The organism is Microbaculum marinum (assembly GCF_037855135.1).
Classification (GTDB): domain Bacteria; phylum Pseudomonadota; class Alphaproteobacteria; order Rhizobiales; family Tepidamorphaceae; genus Microbaculum; species Microbaculum marinum.
The window spans coordinates 206,857-223,790 of record NZ_JAZHOF010000008.1 but is presented as its reverse complement, the minus strand read 5'-3'; the positions used below and the strand labels follow the sequence as shown (position 1 = coordinate 223,790).

Annotated in this window: 20 protein-coding genes; 7 read left to right on the top strand and 13 right to left on the bottom strand. The window is 65.1% G+C overall.

Going from position 1 to position 16,934, the window contains the following annotated elements; all coding sequences use genetic code 11:
• Nucleotides 1-70: 70 nt before the first annotated feature.
• Complete coding sequence (locus tag V3328_RS19480; RefSeq protein ID WP_340331383.1) at nucleotides 71-1,411, bottom strand: DUF1214 domain-containing protein; 1,341 nt, start codon at nucleotides 1,409-1,411, stop codon at nucleotides 71-73.
• A gap of 447 nt (nucleotides 1,412-1,858) precedes the next feature.
• Between V3328_RS19480 and V3328_RS19475 the strand changes: the two genes are divergently transcribed.
• Both V3328_RS19475 and V3328_RS19470 read left to right on the top strand, forming a co-directional pair.
• Nucleotides 1,859-2,995: a hypothetical protein gene (locus V3328_RS19475; protein ID WP_340331382.1), complete on the top strand. Its 1,137-nt coding sequence runs from the start codon at nucleotides 1,859-1,861 to the stop codon at nucleotides 2,993-2,995.
• Nucleotides 2,992-4,029 carry an FUSC family protein gene (locus V3328_RS19470; protein ID WP_340331381.1) on the top strand — a complete coding sequence of 346 codons (1,038 nt, stop codon included), beginning with the start codon at nucleotides 2,992-2,994 and terminating at the stop codon, nucleotides 4,027-4,029. The genes V3328_RS19475 and V3328_RS19470 overlap by 4 nt, the downstream gene beginning before the upstream one ends.
• Before the next feature lie 32 nt (nucleotides 4,030-4,061).
• Here V3328_RS19470 and V3328_RS19465 read toward each other — a convergent pair whose 3' ends face one another.
• Complete coding sequence (locus V3328_RS19465) at nucleotides 4,062-4,766, bottom strand: L,D-transpeptidase (RefSeq protein ID WP_340331380.1); 705 nt, start codon at nucleotides 4,764-4,766, stop codon at nucleotides 4,062-4,064.
• A 265-nt stretch (nucleotides 4,767-5,031) separates the two neighbouring features.
• A complete protein-coding gene (recO, locus tag V3328_RS19460; RefSeq protein ID WP_340331379.1) occupies nucleotides 5,032-5,748 on the bottom strand; it encodes a DNA repair protein RecO in 717 nt (238 codons plus the stop codon).
• 101 nt (nucleotides 5,749-5,849) lie between these two features.
• Here recO and V3328_RS19455 point away from each other — a divergent pair, with 101 nt between their 5' ends.
• Nucleotides 5,850-6,077, top strand: a complete 228-nt coding sequence (locus V3328_RS19455; RefSeq protein ID WP_340331378.1) for an AbrB/MazE/SpoVT family DNA-binding domain-containing protein — start codon at nucleotides 5,850-5,852, stop codon at nucleotides 6,075-6,077.
• Nucleotides 6,074-6,463 (top strand): type II toxin-antitoxin system death-on-curing family toxin, encoded by a 390-nt coding sequence (locus tag V3328_RS19450; RefSeq protein ID WP_340331377.1) that lies wholly within the window; start codon nucleotides 6,074-6,076, stop codon nucleotides 6,461-6,463. The genes V3328_RS19455 and V3328_RS19450 overlap by 4 nt, the downstream gene beginning before the upstream one ends.
• Before the next feature lie 24 nt (nucleotides 6,464-6,487).
• On the opposite strand, the gene era is transcribed toward V3328_RS19450, so the two are convergent.
• The 9 genes from era to rpoZ form a co-directional block, all read right to left on the bottom strand.
• Nucleotides 6,488-7,420: a GTPase Era gene (era, locus tag V3328_RS19445; RefSeq protein ID WP_340331376.1), complete on the bottom strand. Its 933-nt coding sequence runs from the start codon at nucleotides 7,418-7,420 to the stop codon at nucleotides 6,488-6,490.
• A complete protein-coding gene (rnc, locus tag V3328_RS19440; RefSeq protein WP_340331375.1) occupies nucleotides 7,413-8,129 on the bottom strand; it encodes a ribonuclease III in 717 nt (238 codons plus the stop codon). The genes era and rnc overlap by 8 nt, the downstream gene beginning before the upstream one ends.
• On the bottom strand, nucleotides 8,126-8,884 hold the full coding sequence (lepB, locus tag V3328_RS19435) for a signal peptidase I (RefSeq protein ID WP_340331374.1): 759 nt from the start codon (nucleotides 8,882-8,884) through the stop codon (nucleotides 8,126-8,128). The genes rnc and lepB overlap by 4 nt, the downstream gene beginning before the upstream one ends.
• Nucleotides 8,885-9,027: 143 nt before the next feature.
• Entirely contained in the window at nucleotides 9,028-9,426 is a 399-nt protein-coding gene (gene acpS, locus V3328_RS19430) for a holo-ACP synthase (protein ID WP_340331373.1), read from the bottom strand.
• A 10-nt stretch (nucleotides 9,427-9,436) separates the two neighbouring features.
• A complete protein-coding gene (locus tag V3328_RS19425) occupies nucleotides 9,437-10,219 on the bottom strand; it encodes a pyridoxine 5'-phosphate synthase (protein WP_340331372.1) in 783 nt (260 codons plus the stop codon).
• A 4-nt stretch (nucleotides 10,220-10,223) separates the two neighbouring features.
• On the bottom strand, nucleotides 10,224-10,814 hold the full coding sequence (locus V3328_RS19420) for a DUF2062 domain-containing protein (RefSeq protein ID WP_340331371.1): 591 nt from the start codon (nucleotides 10,812-10,814) through the stop codon (nucleotides 10,224-10,226).
• Between the two features lie 76 nt (nucleotides 10,815-10,890).
• A complete protein-coding gene (gene pyrE, locus V3328_RS19415) occupies nucleotides 10,891-11,475 on the bottom strand; it encodes an orotate phosphoribosyltransferase (protein ID WP_340331370.1) in 585 nt (194 codons plus the stop codon).
• Between the two features lie 8 nt (nucleotides 11,476-11,483).
• On the bottom strand, nucleotides 11,484-13,703 hold the full coding sequence (locus V3328_RS19410) for a RelA/SpoT family protein (protein ID WP_340331369.1): 2,220 nt from the start codon (nucleotides 13,701-13,703) through the stop codon (nucleotides 11,484-11,486).
• 119 nt (nucleotides 13,704-13,822) lie between these two features.
• Nucleotides 13,823-14,209, bottom strand: coding sequence for a DNA-directed RNA polymerase subunit omega (gene rpoZ / locus V3328_RS19405; protein ID WP_340331368.1), 387 nt, complete (start codon nucleotides 14,207-14,209; stop codon nucleotides 13,823-13,825).
• Between the two features lie 328 nt (nucleotides 14,210-14,537).
• On the opposite strand from rpoZ, the gene V3328_RS19400 reads away from it, so the two are divergent.
• The 3 genes from V3328_RS19400 (at nucleotide 14,538) to V3328_RS19390 (ending at nucleotide 16,370) form a co-directional block, all read left to right on the top strand.
• Nucleotides 14,538-15,179, top strand: a complete 642-nt coding sequence (locus V3328_RS19400) for a LabA-like NYN domain-containing protein (protein ID WP_340331367.1) — start codon at nucleotides 14,538-14,540, stop codon at nucleotides 15,177-15,179.
• Between the two features lie 34 nt (nucleotides 15,180-15,213).
• A complete protein-coding gene (locus V3328_RS19395) occupies nucleotides 15,214-15,849 on the top strand; it encodes a uracil-DNA glycosylase (protein ID WP_340331366.1) in 636 nt (211 codons plus the stop codon).
• A gap of 128 nt (nucleotides 15,850-15,977) precedes the next feature.
• Nucleotides 15,978-16,370 (top strand): hypothetical protein, encoded by a 393-nt coding sequence (locus tag V3328_RS19390; protein WP_340331365.1) that lies wholly within the window; start codon nucleotides 15,978-15,980, stop codon nucleotides 16,368-16,370.
• 72 nt (nucleotides 16,371-16,442) lie between these two features.
• Here V3328_RS19390 and smpB read toward each other — a convergent pair whose 3' ends face one another.
• Complete coding sequence (smpB, locus tag V3328_RS19385; protein ID WP_340331364.1) at nucleotides 16,443-16,919, bottom strand: SsrA-binding protein SmpB; 477 nt, start codon at nucleotides 16,917-16,919, stop codon at nucleotides 16,443-16,445.
• Nucleotides 16,920-16,934 lie beyond the last annotated feature (15 nt).

Here is a 16,934-nt window from a genome sequence, read left to right as displayed (position 1 = left end):
ATGAAACAGTGGCGAACCGCGATCTTCCGGCGAGTCCGGGACCACGCAAACGGCATTTCAATTCAGGCCGCTATCTCCTGATGGCCGGCGGCAGGTAATTGGAAACGTCGCCCTGCGGGCCATAGAGCCGCAGCATGACGTTGAACTCGCCCTCCGAAACGGGCAGCCAGTTTGCCTTCGGCACGCCGGACGGCTTCGTCTGCGCGAGATAGAGCGTCAGCGAGCCGTTGGCGTTGTACTGCAGGCCCGGCGTATAGCTGGCCACCACGTACTTGTCGGCCGGGTTGTCGACCAGTTCGACGGAGTCGGGCGTATAGGCGGTCAGCGACCAGAACCGCGACACGTCCGGAAGCTTCTTCTTCGGGATCCGCAGGACGTAGCCCTTCTTCTTCGACCCGTCGAGCGCTCGGCCGCGGTTGTCGTAGAAGGCATGGTAGTAGGCGGCGGTCCCGATGCCGTTGCAGTACTGGCAGAACTCCGTAATGGCCGCCCGGTCGATCACCCGGGGACCCCAGTCGCCGATGTTGGTGAAGTGGGTCCAGTTGGTCGCGCCGCGGGTTTTCAGGTAGCGATTGACGATCGACTTGTGGGCCGCCCGCGTGCCGGCCTCGAATTCGAGACGCTCGGCGAGGTTCGGCGATCCCGTTCCAAACAGGGAATCGAACTTGTCCGACAGAGCCTGCTCGTGGGCCGAGTAGTCGTAGTCGGTCGCGTGAACGGCGTTCTGCATGAGCTTGAGAAACTCGACCGGCATGTACGCGACCATGAAGTCGGCGACCGTCTTGAAGGGGATCGCGAATGCGGCCTCCGGCAGGACCAGCGCGGGCTCCGGCGTCTCGCCGGCCATGAAGTCGCTGAGCGTCTGGGTGGTCAGCCGCTTGCGAAAGCGCTCGGCCTGCCGTGTCAGGTCCTGGCCGGTTTCGGAATACTTGTCCGCCCGGATGATCAGGAAAGAGGTGTCGAGAGGCATCTCGACGGTCTTCAGCCCGATCGGCACCGGCCCGTCGTAGCCCGGCCCGACGAAGACATAGGTGCCAGCCTCGGGTTCGATATCGATGTCGAGGATGGTCCCGAACGGGTCCAGCGAGAGGATCGAATACCTCGTCTTCGTCGGCGGCAGGGTCACAAGGACAGGCTGGTTCGCGAGATCCATGACGGAGCTCGCGTAGATGGTATCGACGTTGATCGCGACGACGATCTGGTAGAGCGGCGTGACCTTCTCGGGACCTGCGAAACGGTTGTCCGAGGAATAAAGCCACTGATAGTAGGTGAACCAGAGCGGATAGAAGTTTGCGACGTAGTCATAGGTCGTCGCGAATATCTCCGAGGCACCGGAGGGCGGCGCACCGTCTTGTGCGGAAGCCTTTCCGACGGGGCCGAACTGCACGCCGAAGACGGCGAGACCAGCCATCCCGGCGATCGCCAGCCGGCGAAGTCTTCCATGGGCAACTGAACAGGAATTCGTCATCGCAGGCCCCGGATGGTTATTCAGGAATTCCAAGTACAATCAACCAAATGCAAGTACCAGTCAATTGAATTGACTCCTTTCAAACTTGTGACAGGCAGATGAATATGTATTGCCAGCGAACTAAGGCAAATGTCACAAACCCGTAAGAGGTTTCAAGACCGGTACCATTCCAGTGAAACGGGATCCGTTACCAAGCACCTCCAGGCCAACATCCGTTCGCCGACTCGACCGGCCGGCAACTGGACTACCCCTTACCGGCGGTCTTCTTAGCCAACGCCAGATGCGTCCAAATCCTTGCGGACCCACCACGGCGCACCTGTCTGCGGCAAGTGCGTTGGCGTTCCCCCGGCGGCGGCTATAGTCCGGCCGATCCCGATTCGGGTGATGGGAATGGCGACCGGCGACGACCGAGATCACGTATCCAGCCGCCTCACGGCAATGCTGCACCGGCTCGACCTGGCGCGGCGTGAATTCGAGCGGCTGGCGGCCAACGGCGCGTACTGGCGGTATGCGGTCTACGTCAGCGCGATCGTTGCGCTCGCCGCACTTGGCGGCTACGCGGCGTCCGCCGTCCTGACAACGGCGTCGTCGAACTATCTCGGAGCGATCTACACCGGCATCCTGACCTGCCTGTCGATGCTCTTCGTGAAGCCGACGGCGGAGCGACATCCGTTCAAGGAAATTGCCGCGGCTGGCGGGGCGATCGCGATCGGGGCGGGGATCGGCGGGGCTATCGGCAATGAGCCGGTGCTTTCGGAGACCTTCATGGTCGTGGCAGCGTTTGCAGGCTTCTACGCGCGGCGCTGGCCGGAACCGATGCCGATGGCGGGCCTGGTGATGATGCTGTCGTTCATCATCAGCCAGATCCTCGCATCGGTGGCGGCGCCGGGCGTCATCCATGCCAGCATGCTGCCCTTGTTCGCCTGCGTCTCCATCGGCTTCTGGTTCCTGCCGAGAACGGCGTTCACGCGCGCATTCGAAAAGGCAGCAGGCAGGATACGGGCAGCGCTGGCCGGCGAACTCGCGGACCTGACGGAGAGCCCCGGCGCGGTGACCGCATCGGTCCGGCGGATCGACGACCTCCTCTACGTCGCCAACGCGGCCAGGGCGCAGGCCGACCTGTACAATCCGGCCGGGATCGACCGCCACATGAGGATCATCCATTGCGCCGCGACGTTGGCGCGGGTTTGGGAAAACGCCGCCGACAGCCTCTCCGCCGTCGCCGCGACCGAGTCGACGGCGCGAGCGCCCGCCGTCCGGGCGTGCAGCGGGGCCAAAGCCGCCGTCGCCGCCGCCCTCGCCCGCCCGGACGCCAATAACCGCGCCTCGGCGCGGGACGCCCTCGCGCGCATCGGCGACGCCGCCGATTGCGTCGTCCGCGATCTCGATCCCGCCGAGGCCCCGGACGACCTGTCGACGCGCCTGCCTTTCCAGTTGATCAACGCGCAGCTAGCGCTGACGCACCTTCTGGAGACGGCAGGACATCTCGATGCGGCGCTGGCCCGCGGGGAAGGAGCCGGCCGATGAGTTCGGCTGCAGGAAGCGCCTTCCGCATCCGGCCGAGCACGCGCCTTGCAATCCAGGCCGCGGTTTCGGCCCTGCTTGCCATCGCCATCGTGAACATCGTGGCTCTCGACCGCCCGTACTGGGTGATCCTGACGGCGGTCGTCGTGATGGTGGGGTCGACCGGAGAGACGCTCGCCAAGTCGGTCGACAGGACGGTCGGCACGCTGATCGGCCTTGTCGCGGGACTGGCCATCTACTGGCTCGCCGTGCTCGTCGCGTTCCCCACTGTGGCGCTGCTGATTCTCACGGTGCCGAGCGTGGTCTTCTTCAAGTTCGCCAACTACCGGCTGATGGTGATGGCGATCACCGCATCCGTCGTCCTTCTTCTGGAACTCTCCGACGCCCCGCAGACGCTGATCCTCGCCCGGTTGCTCGACACCGCCATCGGGGCGGCGCTGGCGGTCGCGACGAGCTTCCTGATCCTGCGGATCCCGACACGCCGTCCGGTGATGGAGACGATCGATACCTACACGAAGGCTCTGGCCGACATGGTGCATGATGCGCTCCAGGGCATCATCGAGTGTCGCTGGAGCCCGGCGATCGACGAAAAGGCCGCCACGTTGCGGCGATCTGACGAGGACTTCGACCGCCTGGCCGCGGCATTGCATGTGGAAAGCGCACTTGTCGGCGGCGGCGACGACGCGCGCACCGCTCTCGCCATCCTCCCCGTGCTGCGCGGCCACGTGGAGAACATCGTGGACGCCGCCGAAGCCGCGGCGCAAAGCGGCATCGGACGCGATACCGCCGGAGAGCTCAGGAAGATCGACGCGCTGATTGCCGCGAACCTGGACGCGGTCCGCGATGCGCTGCTGACCGGCAAGCCGCAGGACCTGCCGTTGCTCGAACCCTACTACCGGTCGATCGAAGCCGAGCTTCTGCCCAAGCTACGGGACCCCGACACGTGGCAGGACGTCGTCTCGCTGATGAACGTCCTGCTCGCGGTCAGGCGGCTGAACCGCGGCCTGCGGCACACCATGTCGCTTCTGGGAAAGTAGCGGGCCAATCGCACTGCAAAGGCCGACCGGCGCTATGCCATGCCGGCGCCGGACTCCAGAACCACGACCTTGGTGCCGATGGGGGTTCGGCGATACAGGTCCATGACGTCCTGGTTGACCATGCGAATGCACCCCGACGAGACACTCTTGCCGATCGTCCAGGGCTCGTAGGTGCCGTGGATGCGGTAGAGCGTGTCCTTGCCGTTCTGATAGAGGTACATCGCGCGGGCACCCAGCGGGTTCGTCGGGCCGCCTGCGACGCCACGGCCGCCCTGCAGGTCGGTGAGCTGCGCCTCGAGCTCCGGCTGGCGCGCGATCATCTCCTTCGGCGGATACCAGTCCGGCCACTCTCGCTTCGCCTCGATGGTGGCATCGCCCGACCAGCTGAAGCCGTCGCGCCCGACGCCGACGCCATAGCGCATCGCCATGCCGTTCTCGCGGACCGAATAGAGGTAATGCGCATACGGATCGATGACGATGGTCCCGGGAAGCTGCGAGGTCGGATAGGCAACCAGCTCGCGCCGGAAGGCCGGGTCGAGGTGATAGGGGTCGATCGCCGGCACCGGGAACGGCTCCGTGTTGATCGGCCCGTACATCATCGCGAAGTCCGGGCCGGCCACGTTCGGAGCGGCCTCCGCGACGGGTGTCGGAGCGGTGTTGGTCTGGCAGCCGGCGAGTGCGGCAGCGGCGGCGGCGGTGCCGCCGGCAACAAAAAAGCGACGCGTTAGTTCAGTCATCTGCGGTCATACTCCACAACGAATCGTTCACCATACTGACCGCGAATTCTTTCCGGGTCGTTTCCTGGCAATATCGGGCGATCGATTGACCTTTAAACGTGACCGGGTCGTGGTCGCGAAATGAAATTTGCGCGAGGTGCCTTTTCGGCAACAATCTCGCGCAATACGGCCCGTCGACCTCCGCACCGATCGGCTCGGTGCATGGGCAACGCCGGCCGCGCCGGCCGGTTCCCTCCGCTCGACAGCGCGCCCGCCGCCCAGCGAATCAGGATCTCAGCCGCCTGATCAGGCGGTCGCGCTCGGGCGGCAGATCGATCCGGCGGGCCCCGAAGACGTGGCGCTGCAGGAAGTGGCCGGTGAGCGCGAAGCCAGCCGCCACCTCCTCCGGTCCGGCCGGCGCGCCCTCGAGCCTGAGGAAGTCCGGCAACGCCAGCAGACGGTCGGCATAGGGGGTCCCGGCCTGACGACTGACGGCGCGGCCGGATCTTGGCGACACGAAGACGAGGTCCTGCCGCTCTCCCGTCGAGGCGCATTCGGTAAGGTCGAGGCCGAAACCGAGATCGGCGAGAAGCGCCAGTTCGAAGCGGACGATCGTCTGCGGCCCCTCCTGCGGATCGGCCAGCAGCGGCACCGCGTCGAGGAACCGCATGTAGAGTTCTGGATGGGGATCGCGTTCCGGCAGCAGGCGCAAATGGGCGGCCAGCGTCGCGTATCCATAGAGCGCAAGCTGGCTCTCCATGAGCGTTGCGGCGCGCGATACGGCCGGCTCGATCGCAAACGCACCCAGATGCTCGTCGAGGCGCGCGCGCCAGGTCGCCCGCACCGAATTGCCGGGTTGGAGAACGATTTGCATGCGCCGCGACCGTCCGCCGCGCACCAGCCCAAGGTGGCGGCCGTGGCCAGGCGTGAACAGCTCGACGATCGCGCTCGTCTCGCCGTGCCGGCGCACACCAAGGATGATGCCCTCGTCAGACCATTCCATCGACAAGCGTCCCGTTCGACGGGTCCAGTGAGGAGATGCAGGCTGTTACTCGCCCACGCCCAACTATATAATGTCCATTATATAGCCAGGAGCGCACTCGCATGCTTCGATTCAAGGTCACCACCGTCGGCGCGTCTTCGGGTTTCATCCTGACCAAGGAGGCGATGGCCCGCCTCCGGGTCAAGAAGGGCGATATCGTCTATCTTACTGAAGCCCCCGACGGCGGATATCGGATAACACCCTACGATCCCGACTTCGAGCGCCAGATGGAACGGGCCGAAGAGATCATGGGCGAGGACCGTGACATCCTTCGCGCCCTGGCGAAGTGACCGCCTGGAACTGGGTATCGCAGTCGGTGGTCTTCGCCGTTCACGACCGGCTGCTGGCTGAACACGGCGGCCCCGACGGGATCCGCGACCTCGGGATGATCGAGTCGGCCCTGGACCGTGCCAGGAATCTCGCCGCATATCGCCAGGCAGACGCAGCCGACCTGGCCGCCGCCTACGCGTTCGGTCTTGTACGCAATCATGGCTTCGCCGACGGCAACAAGCGGACGGCCTGGGTGGTTGCACGGCTGTTCCTGGCCGACAACGGATACAGGCTCAGGTTCGTGCCCGCCGATGCCGTCCACATAATGGAGGCGGCAGCCGCGGGAACAATTCGGGAAGCCGACCTGGCCGACTGGTTCCGAAAGCGTCTTCATACACGTCCCTGACCGGCATCGTGCCCGCCAGGTCAGTCAGTCGCCGGGGAAGTCCAGACCGAGCTCCCGGTAGCGCTCGGGATCGTCGGCCCAGCGCTCGCGGACTTTGACGAACAGGAACAGGTGGACCGGCTGGCCGAGGATGTCGGCGAGTTCCTCGCGGGCCGCGGCCCCGATCTCCCGGATCGTCCGGCCACCCTTGCCCAGCACGATGCCCTTCTGGCTGTCGCGGGCGACGTAGATCACCTGCTCGACCCTGACCGAGCCGTTCTTCTGCTCCGTCCAGCTCTCCGTCTCCACGTGCGATTCGTACGGCAGTTCCTGGTGCAGGCGCAGGTAGAGCTTCTCGCGGGTGATCTCGGCGGCGAGCTGGCGCATCGGAAAATCGGAAATCTGGTCTTCCGGATAGAGCCACGGCCCTTCCGGCATCGCCGCGGCGATCGCGTCGAAGAGATCGTCGACCCCGTCGCCGGTCAGCGCCGAGATCATGAAGGTCGCCGCGAAGGCGTGCGCCTCGTTGAACTGCGCCGAGATCTCGAGCAGCTTGTCGCGGCGCATCTCGTCGATCTTGTTCAGCGCAAGATACTTCGGGCGCGCGATATCGCCCAGCCGGGCGACGATGTCGCGTGCATCCTCGTCGAGCCCCTTGCGGGCGTCGGCGATCAGCACGACGAGATCGGCGTCTGCGGCACCCGACCACGCCGACCGCACCATCGCGGTGTCGAGCCGGCGGCGCGGCGAAAAGATGCCGGGCGTGTCGACGAACACGATCTGGGCGTTGCCGCGCAACGCTATGCCGCGCACAAGCGCCCGCGTCGTCTGCACCTTGTGGGTGACTATCGACACCTTGGCGCCGATCAGCCGGTTGAGCAGCGTCGACTTGCCGGCGTTAGGTGCACCGATCAGCGCGACGAAGCCGCAGCGGCTCGCACCGGCGGGCACCGCGTCGGAGTCGGATGGCTCAACCATGGCTTCGCGCCTCCCAGACGCCCTCGCGTATCAGCAGCGCCTCGGCGGCGGCCTGCTCCGTCGTCCGCTTGCTGGAACCGGTCGCGGTGGCCGGCTCGAGATCGCCGACGGTGACGGAGATGGTGAAGACCGGCTCGTGATCCGGACCGCTGCGGTCGAGCTGCCGGTAGACCGGCTGGCCCCCGCCCTTCTCGTGGGCCCATTCCTGCAGCGTCGTCTTGGCATCCTTCAGGCGCGGAGACGTCTCGTCGACCCGGTCCGCCCAGTGCCGGACAATGAACCCCCGCGCGGGGTCGAGACCGCCGTCCAGGTAGATCGCCCCGATTATCGCCTCGCAGACGTCGCCTAGGATCGCGTCCTTGCGGCGCCCGCCGGTCTGCGCTTCGCCGACGCCGAGGATGAGATGGTCGCCGAGCCCGATCTCGCGGGCGACGTCGGCGCAGGTCTCCATGCGCACCAGCGCGGCGAGCCGACGCGACAGCTCCCCCTCGTCTGCCTGCGGGAACGCCTCGTAGACGATGCCCGCGACGACGAGACCGAGCACGCTGTCACCGAGGAATTCCAGCCTCTGGTAGGTGAGACGTTCGCCGCCGGGAACGGCGCTGGCGTGGGTCAGCGCCTGCACGAGCAGGCTTTCGTCACCGAAGCTGTAACCGAGGATCTCCGCCAGGCCGGCCGCCAGCCCGGCGGGCGCCGGCCCCTGTGTCATCGCACGATGTCGAAGAAGCGGCCGAACCTGAGCTCGGTTGGCCACTTCCAGACTTCCCAGAGCGGCGTGTCGTCGTCGATCGAGAAGTAGATCAGATCGGCGCGGCCGACGAGATTCTCGAACGGCACGTAGCCGACGGCGCTGAGGAAGCGGCTGTCGGTGGAGTTGTCGCGGTTGTCGCCCATCATGAAGAAGTGGCCCTCGGGCACCTTGTAGACGGGCGTGTTGTCGCCGAAGCCGTTGTCGCCGAGCTCGAGGATATTGTAGGAGACCCCGTTCGGCAGCGTCTCTCGGAACTGATGGACACGGGTAGTCGAGCCGTTCGGCTCGGTCTCGACGAAGTCGTCGATGCGCTCGCGCTCAACTTCCTGCCCGTTGATGTACAACAGGCCGTCGCGCACCTGGATCTCGTCGCCCGGCAAGCCGATGACGCGCTTGATGTAGTCCGTCTTCTGGTCGCGCGGCAGTTTGAAGACGACGACATCGCCGCGATCCGGCTCGCTCGCCCAGATGCGGCCGGAGAACAGGTTCGGCCCGAACGGAAAGGAATACCGGGAATATCCGTAGCTGAACTTGGACACGAACAGATAGTCGCCGATCAGGAGCGTCGGCATCATCGAGCCGGAAGGAATGTTGAACGGCTGGAACAGGAAAGTCCGGACGATCAACGCCAAAATGAGGGCGTGGATGACGACGCGGACGGTTTCGCCGAACCCGCCCTGCTCCTTGGGCTTCTTTTCGCTCATGACACTCATCGATGAAATCTCCGGAAGGGGCGGCGCCGGAGTCCAGCACCGTATAGCGGGTTCGCCCGTTCGCCGCAATCAACGCGGGCCTGATGGCGAAAAGGCGGCAGCACGCCGCCGGGTCTCGTCGTCCTACGCCGGCCGACGGCAGGTCAAAGCGGCACGGCCGAAATGATCACCACCGCCTGCGCCTGCGGGAAGTCGTCGGTGATCGTCACGTCAATCCGCGCCCGGTATCCTTCCGGCGTCATTTCCTCGAGGATCTTCAGCGCGCCGCCGGTCAGCTCCATGGTGGGACGGCCGCTGGCCAGATTGACGACGCCGAGGTCGCGCCAGTAGACGCCGCGGCGAAAGCCCGTGCCGAGCGCCTTCGAGCAGGCTTCCTTGGCGGCGAAGCGCTTGGCGTAGGACGCCGCGCGCAACCGGCGACGGTCCGATTTCTGCCGCTCGACCGGCGTGAAGATGCGGTCGATGAACCGTTCGCCCCAGCGATCGAGCGACTTTTCGATACGGCGTATGTCGATGATGTCGTTGCCGATACCCAGTATCATGCCCGACCGCTCAGCCCTCGCTCGCCAGCCGGGAGCGACGAGCGGCATCCATTGCCGCGCGCATACGTCGAATCGCGGAGTCGAGGCCGCCGAAGATCGCCTCGCCGATCAGGAAATGGCCGATGTTGAGCTCATGGATTCCGGGAATCGCGGCGACGCCGCCGACCGTCTCGAAGGTGAGGCCGTGGCCGGCATGCGCCTCCAGACCGAGCGAGTTCGCATAAGCCGCCGCGTCACGAATCCGCCCGAGTTCGGCCTCGCGGCCAGGACCATCGCCGGCAAGAGCCAGTTCGCAATAGCGGCCCGTGTGGATCTCCACGACGGGGGCGCCGAGCGACACCGCCGCGTCCATCTGCCGCGCATCGGGTTCGATGAACAGCGATACCCGGATGCCGGCGTCGGCGAGCCTGGCGACGATCGGCTTGAGCTGGTTGTGGCTGCGTGCGGCATCCAGGCCGCCCTCGGTGGTGCGCTCCTCGCGCTTCTCGGGAACGATGCAGGCGGCGTGCGGACGGTGCCTGAGAGCGATCTCCAGCATTTCCTCCGTCGCCGCCATCTCCAGGTTCAGCGGCCGGTCAATCTCGACGCTGAGGCGGGCAATGTCATCGTCGGAAATGTGCCGGCGATCCTCGCGCAGATGGGCGGTGATGCCGTCGGCGCCCGCCTCCACAGCCATGTGCGCGGCGCGAACCGGATCGGGATGGCGACCGCCGCGGGCGTTGCGGATGGTGGCGACGTGGTCGATGTTCACGCCAAGCCGCAGATAACCTTCATTCCCACGAAACTCGTTCATCGTCCTACTCCCCGCCGACATGCTCAACCGGCGGCACGACGACTGCTGCTTTCCTGGCGGCGTGTTCCGCGAGCCGGCGCCGGCGCGCCTCCTGAAACGACCGGACCAGCGACCGGATCAGGAAATAGAATACGATCCAGGTAATCACGCCAAGGGGTACGGCTCCAACCAGCATCGGCTTCAGCACCGGCCAGACGACTTCCAGCGACTGGCTTCTCAGGTCGACCCCCAGGTGCGAGGCCGCCGGATGTTGTCCGGTATCGTTGAGGATCCACCGGCCGACCCGGTAGGACAACGTCCAGATGAAGGGAAAGGTCAGCGGATTGCCGAAGGCGGTACCGAACGCCGAGGCCAGAACGTTGCCGCCGAGCAGGAACGCGAAGACGCCGGCCATGATGAAATGGAAACCGACGAATGGCGTGAACGAGACCATGGCGCCGGCGGCGAAGCCCGCCGCGATGGCATGCGGCGTTGCCGAAAGTCGCAGGACGCGCTTGCCCACATAGCGCAGCGACCGGCCCCAGGATCGTCGCGGCCAGAGGGCGACGCGGATCCGTTCGCTCAGCGGTGGTTTGACTCTTCGATCGAAAAGCATCGAACCGGTTCTTCCGAAGGCTTGTCAGCCCTTCATAAACGACCAGACTGGCACAAGTCCCTACCCGTCCGGCAAATCATCTGAGAAACCGGCTGCCCGGCTTCGTTATCGGAATCGCGGCAAGTTCCGCAGGGACGTCAGCATCGAGATAGGACGGCACCTCGATCGTTGCCAGAGACACCAGCGGCACGCCGACATCGGCGGTGCCGCCGGAGCGGTCGACGAGGCACGCCGCAGCCGTACAGTTGCCGCCGGCAGCGCCGATCGCGGCGATGCATTCGCGAGAGGAGAGCCCCGTCGTCACGACGTCCTCCATCATCAGGCAGCGCGCGCCCGGCTCGATCCCGAAGCCGCGCCGCAGCGCAAAGCTGCCCTCGACACGCTCCATGAAAATGGCGGGAACTCCCAGCTGGCGGCCGACCTCGTAGCCGACGATCACCCCGCCCATCGCTGGCGACACCACGAGGTCGAACCCCTCTGGGAACCTTTCGCGAAGCCGGTCGGCCAGCGCGGCGCACAGCCGCTCGCCGCGCCGGGCATCCATGGTCACGCGCGCGCATTGCAGATAGGCGGGGCTGTGGCGCCCGGACGAGAGCACGAAATGACCTTCCAGCAATGCCCCCGCGGCGCGAAATTCGTCCAGTACGGCGTTCTCGTCCATCGGTCCCCCTATCCGTTCACCCGCGTCACGGTATTGACTACCTTGATGCTCTTCAGAAGCGAAATGATCGTGTTGAGGTGCTTGAGGTCCCAAACCTCGACCTCGATCGTCATCTCGTGGAAGTCCGGCGACCGGCTGATCATCCTGATGTTGTCGATGTTGGCGCTGTTTTCGCCGATCACCTGCGCGATCTGGGCCAGCGTGCCCGGCTCGTTCATGGCGCGCACGAGGATCTGCGCGGGGAAGCGCTCGGGATTCTCCTCGTCGATGTCCCAGCGCACGTCGAGCCAGCGCTCGGGGTAGTCGTCGAAGGTCTTCAGTTCCGGCGACTGGATGGGATAGATCGTGATTCCCTCCCCCGGCGTCAGGATGCCGACGATCCGATCGCCCGGCACGGCGCCGCCGTGCTCGGCGAACTTGACCGGCAGGTCGCCCCGTATGCCGCGGATGGGAATGGCGCCCGCCCTGTCGCCGGTGGCTCCGTCCGGGGCCCGGAACTTGAGGCCCATCGCCCGCTTGATGCCGAACCAGCCGTCTTCCTTGCGGATCGGAGACGAGCGATGCTGCCGCTCTTCCTTGTAGTCCGGATAGAGCGCCTTGACGACGTCCCTGGAGGGAAGCTCGCCGCGCCCGACGGCAGCGAGCGCATCCTCGACGTTGTGCTGGGCAAGGCGCGGCAGCACCGCCATCAGCCGCTCGTCCGAATAGGTCTTGCCCGCCCGCTCGAAGGCACGGGCGACGATCTGTCGGCCAAGCCCCGCATACTGCTGACGCGACGCCGAGCGGGTGGCGCGGCGAATGGCCGAGCGGGCCTTGCCGGTCACGGCGATCGTCTCCCAGGCGGGAGATGGCGTCTGGGCCAGCGAGGCGATGATTTCCACTTCGTCGCCGTTGTGCAGTTCGCTGATCAGCGGCTCGAGTCGGCCGTTGATCTTGCAGCCGATCGCAGTGTTGCCGATGTCGGTGTGCACGGCATACGCGAAATCGATGGCGTTGGCGCCGCGCGGCAGTGCAATCAGGCGGCCTTTCGGCGTGAAGCAGAAGACCTGGTCCTGGAACAGTTCCAGCTTGGTGTGCTCGAGGAATTCCTCGGGCGTATTGCCCTCCGACACCATCTCGACGAGGCGCCGCAGCCATTGATACGCGCCGCTCTCGATGCCGTGGCGACCGTCTCCGTTGACCGGCTTGACCGACACGCCGTCCTTGTAGAGGGCGTGGGCGGCGATGCCGTACTCGGCGATCTCGTGCATCTCGCGGGTGCGGATCTGCAATTCGACGCGGCGGTGCCTGGGGCCGATCACCGTGGTGTGGATCGAGCGGTAGTCGTTCTGCTTCGGGGTGGAAATGTAGTCCTTGTACCGGCCGGGCACGGTGCGCCAGGTCGTATGGACGATGCCGAGGGTGCGGTAGCACTCGTCGACGGTGCCGACGATGACCCGGAAACCGATGATGTCCGAGAGCTGCTCGAAGGAGACCGACTTGCGCTCCATCTTGCGCCAGATCGAATAGGCCCGCTTCTGCCGGCCGATGACCGTCGCCTCGATGCCGCTTTCGGCGAGCTTCCTGGTGAGCGCGGTCTCGATTTCATCGATCGCCTCACGGTTCGCCTCGTGCATCATCGCAAGGCGGGAGGCGATCATGTCATAGGCGCGACGGTTGAGCTGTCGGAAGGCGAGTTCCTCGAGCTCGTCACGCATCCACTGGATGCCCATGCGGCCGGCGAGCGGCGCATAGATGTCCATGGTCTCCTCGGCGACCCGGTTGCGCTTGGCTTCCGGGACGAACTCGAGGGTCCGCATGTTGTGCAGCCGGTCGGCGAGCTTGACCAGCAGCACGCGCACGTCGCGGGAGATCGCGAGCATGAACTTGCGCAGGTTCTCCGCCTGCTCGGCGCGTTTGGAGACCAGATCCAGCTTCTTGATCTTGGTCAGGCCGTCGACGAGCGCGCCGATTTCCTCCCCGAACAGCGAATCGATGTCGCCGCGGGTGGCGTCGGTGTCCTCGATGGTGTCGTGCAGAAGCGCTGCGGCGATGGTCGCGTCGTCGAGCTTCAGGTCGGTCAGGATCGCCGCGACTTCGAGAGGGTGGGAGAAGTAGGGATCGCCCGAGGCCCGCTTCTGCGAACCGTGCGCCCGCATGGCATAGACATAGGCGCGATTGAGCAGCGCCTCGTCGGCGTCAGGGTCGTAGCTCGTTACGCGCTCGACCAGCTCGTATTGACGCATCATGGCGGCCTACCATGCCGCCTCCGGGATCAGTTCCCGGTCTACAGTGCAGCGACGCCGTCCGCGAGCCGAAGGACGGCCCGCCGGATGCCGTTCGAATGAATCAGATGCTGCCGCCGCGGTCACTCACGGTCGTCCGGCGGCGTCAGCCCCTCCAGACCCTTCAGAAGCTCTTCTTCCGACATGCGGTCGAACTGGATGCTATCGTCCTCGCCACCTTCGGCGGTCTCGGTGGCGGCGACCGCGACCATCGGGACAGTGTCGGGTTCAGGTTCGTCGACCTCGACGAACTTCTGCAGCGAATGGATGAGCTCTTCGTTGAGATCTTCGGCCGAAACCGTCTGGTCGGCGATCTCGCGCAGGGCGACGACGGGATTCTTGTCGTTGTCGCGGTCGACCGTTATGGATGCTCCATTCGAAATCATTCGGGAGCGGTGGCTGGCGAGCAGCACCAGCTCAAAACGGTTTTCAACCTTGTCTATGCAATCTTCGACCGTCACGCGGGCCATGACAGGGAACTCCGGGCCATGAAAAGGAGATTTATGCCGGCATATACGCGCTCGCCCGGCACTTGACAAGGCGGGCACCGTTCCAAATTTCCCTTGAACAGGGCCGAAGACGTCGCGACGCCGGCATGTAGAAACGACATGGCGAATTCCCTCGCGGCGACTTGCGCAATATTGATCGCAGCTATAGAGGTTAGTGATCGCCGTGGGGGCGGCGGACTCATGCTCACCTGGCACAATTACGCCACAAGCAGGTCCGATTGTGTGAACGGCATCCAGTCGTCTGCGCACAGTCAGCAATTTACGCCGTGTAAGGTCGAAAGGGCTTGCAATGAAATTCTACGCACATGAACGCATCGCATTATTTATAGACGGTGCCAACCTATACGCTACCTCACGTGCGCTTGGCTTCGACATAGACTACAAGCGTCTGCTTGGGCTTTTCGAACAGAAGGGCCATTTGGTTCGGGCGTATTACTATACGGCGATGGCGGAAGACCAGGAGTACTCCTCGATTCGACCGCTGATCGATTGGCTTGACTACAACGGGTTTACGGTCGTCACCAAACCGATGAAGGAATTCTATGACGCCTCCGGCCGTCGAAAGGTCAAGGGCAACATGGACATCGAGTTGGCCGTCGACGCGATGGACCTCGTCGAACGCCTGGATCATGCGGTGCTGTTCTCCGGCGACGGCGACTTCCGCTCGCTCGTCGAGGCCTTGCAGCGCAAGGGCAAGCGCGTCACCGTCATATCGACCATCTCCTCGCAGCCGCCGATGATCGCCGACGAGTTGCGCAGGCAGGCCGACGTTTTCGTCGACCTGGCCGACCTGGCCGGCCTGATCGGACGCGATCCGGGCCAGCGGGCCGAGCGGCAGGCGCGCCGCGAACAGGCCGCCGTCGAGCGCGAGCAGCGTGAGAGCTCCGAGGAGTTCGACGAGGAATACGACGAAGACTACGCCGAGCCGTGAGTCGCCGAACGTCGAAGAGCGTGACCAGGGACCAGTGAGCGAGCCTCCGCTCGACTGCCGGATCTGTGACCGGTTGGCGGCGTTTCGCGACGCCAACCGGATCGCCTATCCCGAATTCTACAACAACCCGGTGCCAAGCTTCGGTCCAGCCGACGCCTCGCTCCTCGTGGTCGGCCTGGCGCCCGGCCTGAAGGGTGCGAACAAGACCGGCCGGCCCTTCACCGGCGACTACGCCGGCGATCTGCTCTACGAGACGCTGGGCACCTACGGCTTCGCGCGCGGTACATACGCCGCCGATCCGGACGACGGTCTCCAGCTCGTCGATTGCCGGATAACCAATGCCGTGCGCTGCGTGCCTCCCGAGAACAAGCCGATCGGCACGGAAATCCGGAACTGCCGGCCGTTCCTGGCGACCACCATCGAGCAGGCCGGCGGGCTCAAGGCGATCGTGGCACTTGGCCGCATCGCCCACGACTCGGTGCTCACCGCGCTGGACGCACGCCGGGCCTCCTATCCGTTCGGACACGGTGCCAGGCACGATTTCGGGTCGTTTTCGCTCTTCGACAGCTACCACTGCTCCCGGTACAACACGAACACGCGGCGCCTGACGCCGGAAATGTTCCAGGCGGTGTTCGCCGAGGTCAGGCGCGAGGTAGACGCACGCGTGTGACGCTCCCCCTCCCTCCGTGGTCGGAACAGGCCTTGCCGATTTTGTGAGCCCCCAAACGATTTTGCGGGGAACGGATCGGGGCCGACAACCGTTCTTGCCCACAGATCCCCGAACGGAGGAATACTCTCATGAAGAAGTATGTAATCGGCGTTGCCGCCGCAGGTGTCCTGTTTGCCGGAAGCGCATTCGCGCAGTCTCTCACGGCAGAACAGGAAATGGCCATGCAGGGGCATCTGACCCCGGCGACGGTCGCCGGCAGCGAGGTCATTCCGGCTGCCGACACGGCCGACTGGTCCGAGGGCAGCACCCTGCCCGGAACCTACCAGATCACCGCGCTGGAGGTCGACGGGATGGACGGCTACGGCTACGTCCGTGACGAAACCAACCTGTACGTCGTCGACTCCAATCGCGCCATCGTCAAGGTGATGCCGATGACCGAGGCATCGGCCGCGAGCGGCGAGGCCATTCCGCCGGCCGGCGACAGCGACCGCGAGGATGTGGCGCAGCCGACCAACCAGTAAGGTCTGATGCCATAGACAGTTGGAGCCCGGGCTGTGCCCGGGCTCCATTTTTTTTATGCGATGCCCCGGCTCTCAGCCGCGATCACGCAGGATCCTTGATTTCTCGCGCTGCCAGTCGCGCTTCTTTTCAGTTTGCCGCTTGTCGTGAAGCTTCTTGCCGCGCGCAAGGGCGATCATCACCTTCGCGATGCCGCGCGCGTTGAAGTAGACCCGCAGCGGAACGATGGTCATCCCCTCTTTCTGCACCGCGCCGACCAGCCTGTTGATCTCGCGGCGGTGCATCAGCAGCTTGCGAGGGCGTCGCGGCTCGTGGTTGAAGCGGTTTGCAGGGGCGTAATCCGGGATGTGCATGTTGAACAGCCAGATGTCGCCGCCCATCTCGCCGGCATGCGATTCGGCGAGGCTCGACCTCCCCTGCCGCAGCGACTTGACTTCGGTGCCGGTCAGCACGATGCCGGCCTCGACCTCGTCGAGGAGTTCGTAGTCGAATCTGGCCCGGCGGTTTTCGGCAACGACCTTGCCCGCCGGCGCCTTCTGCGCCGTCGCCATCCTGTGCTCCCGTCG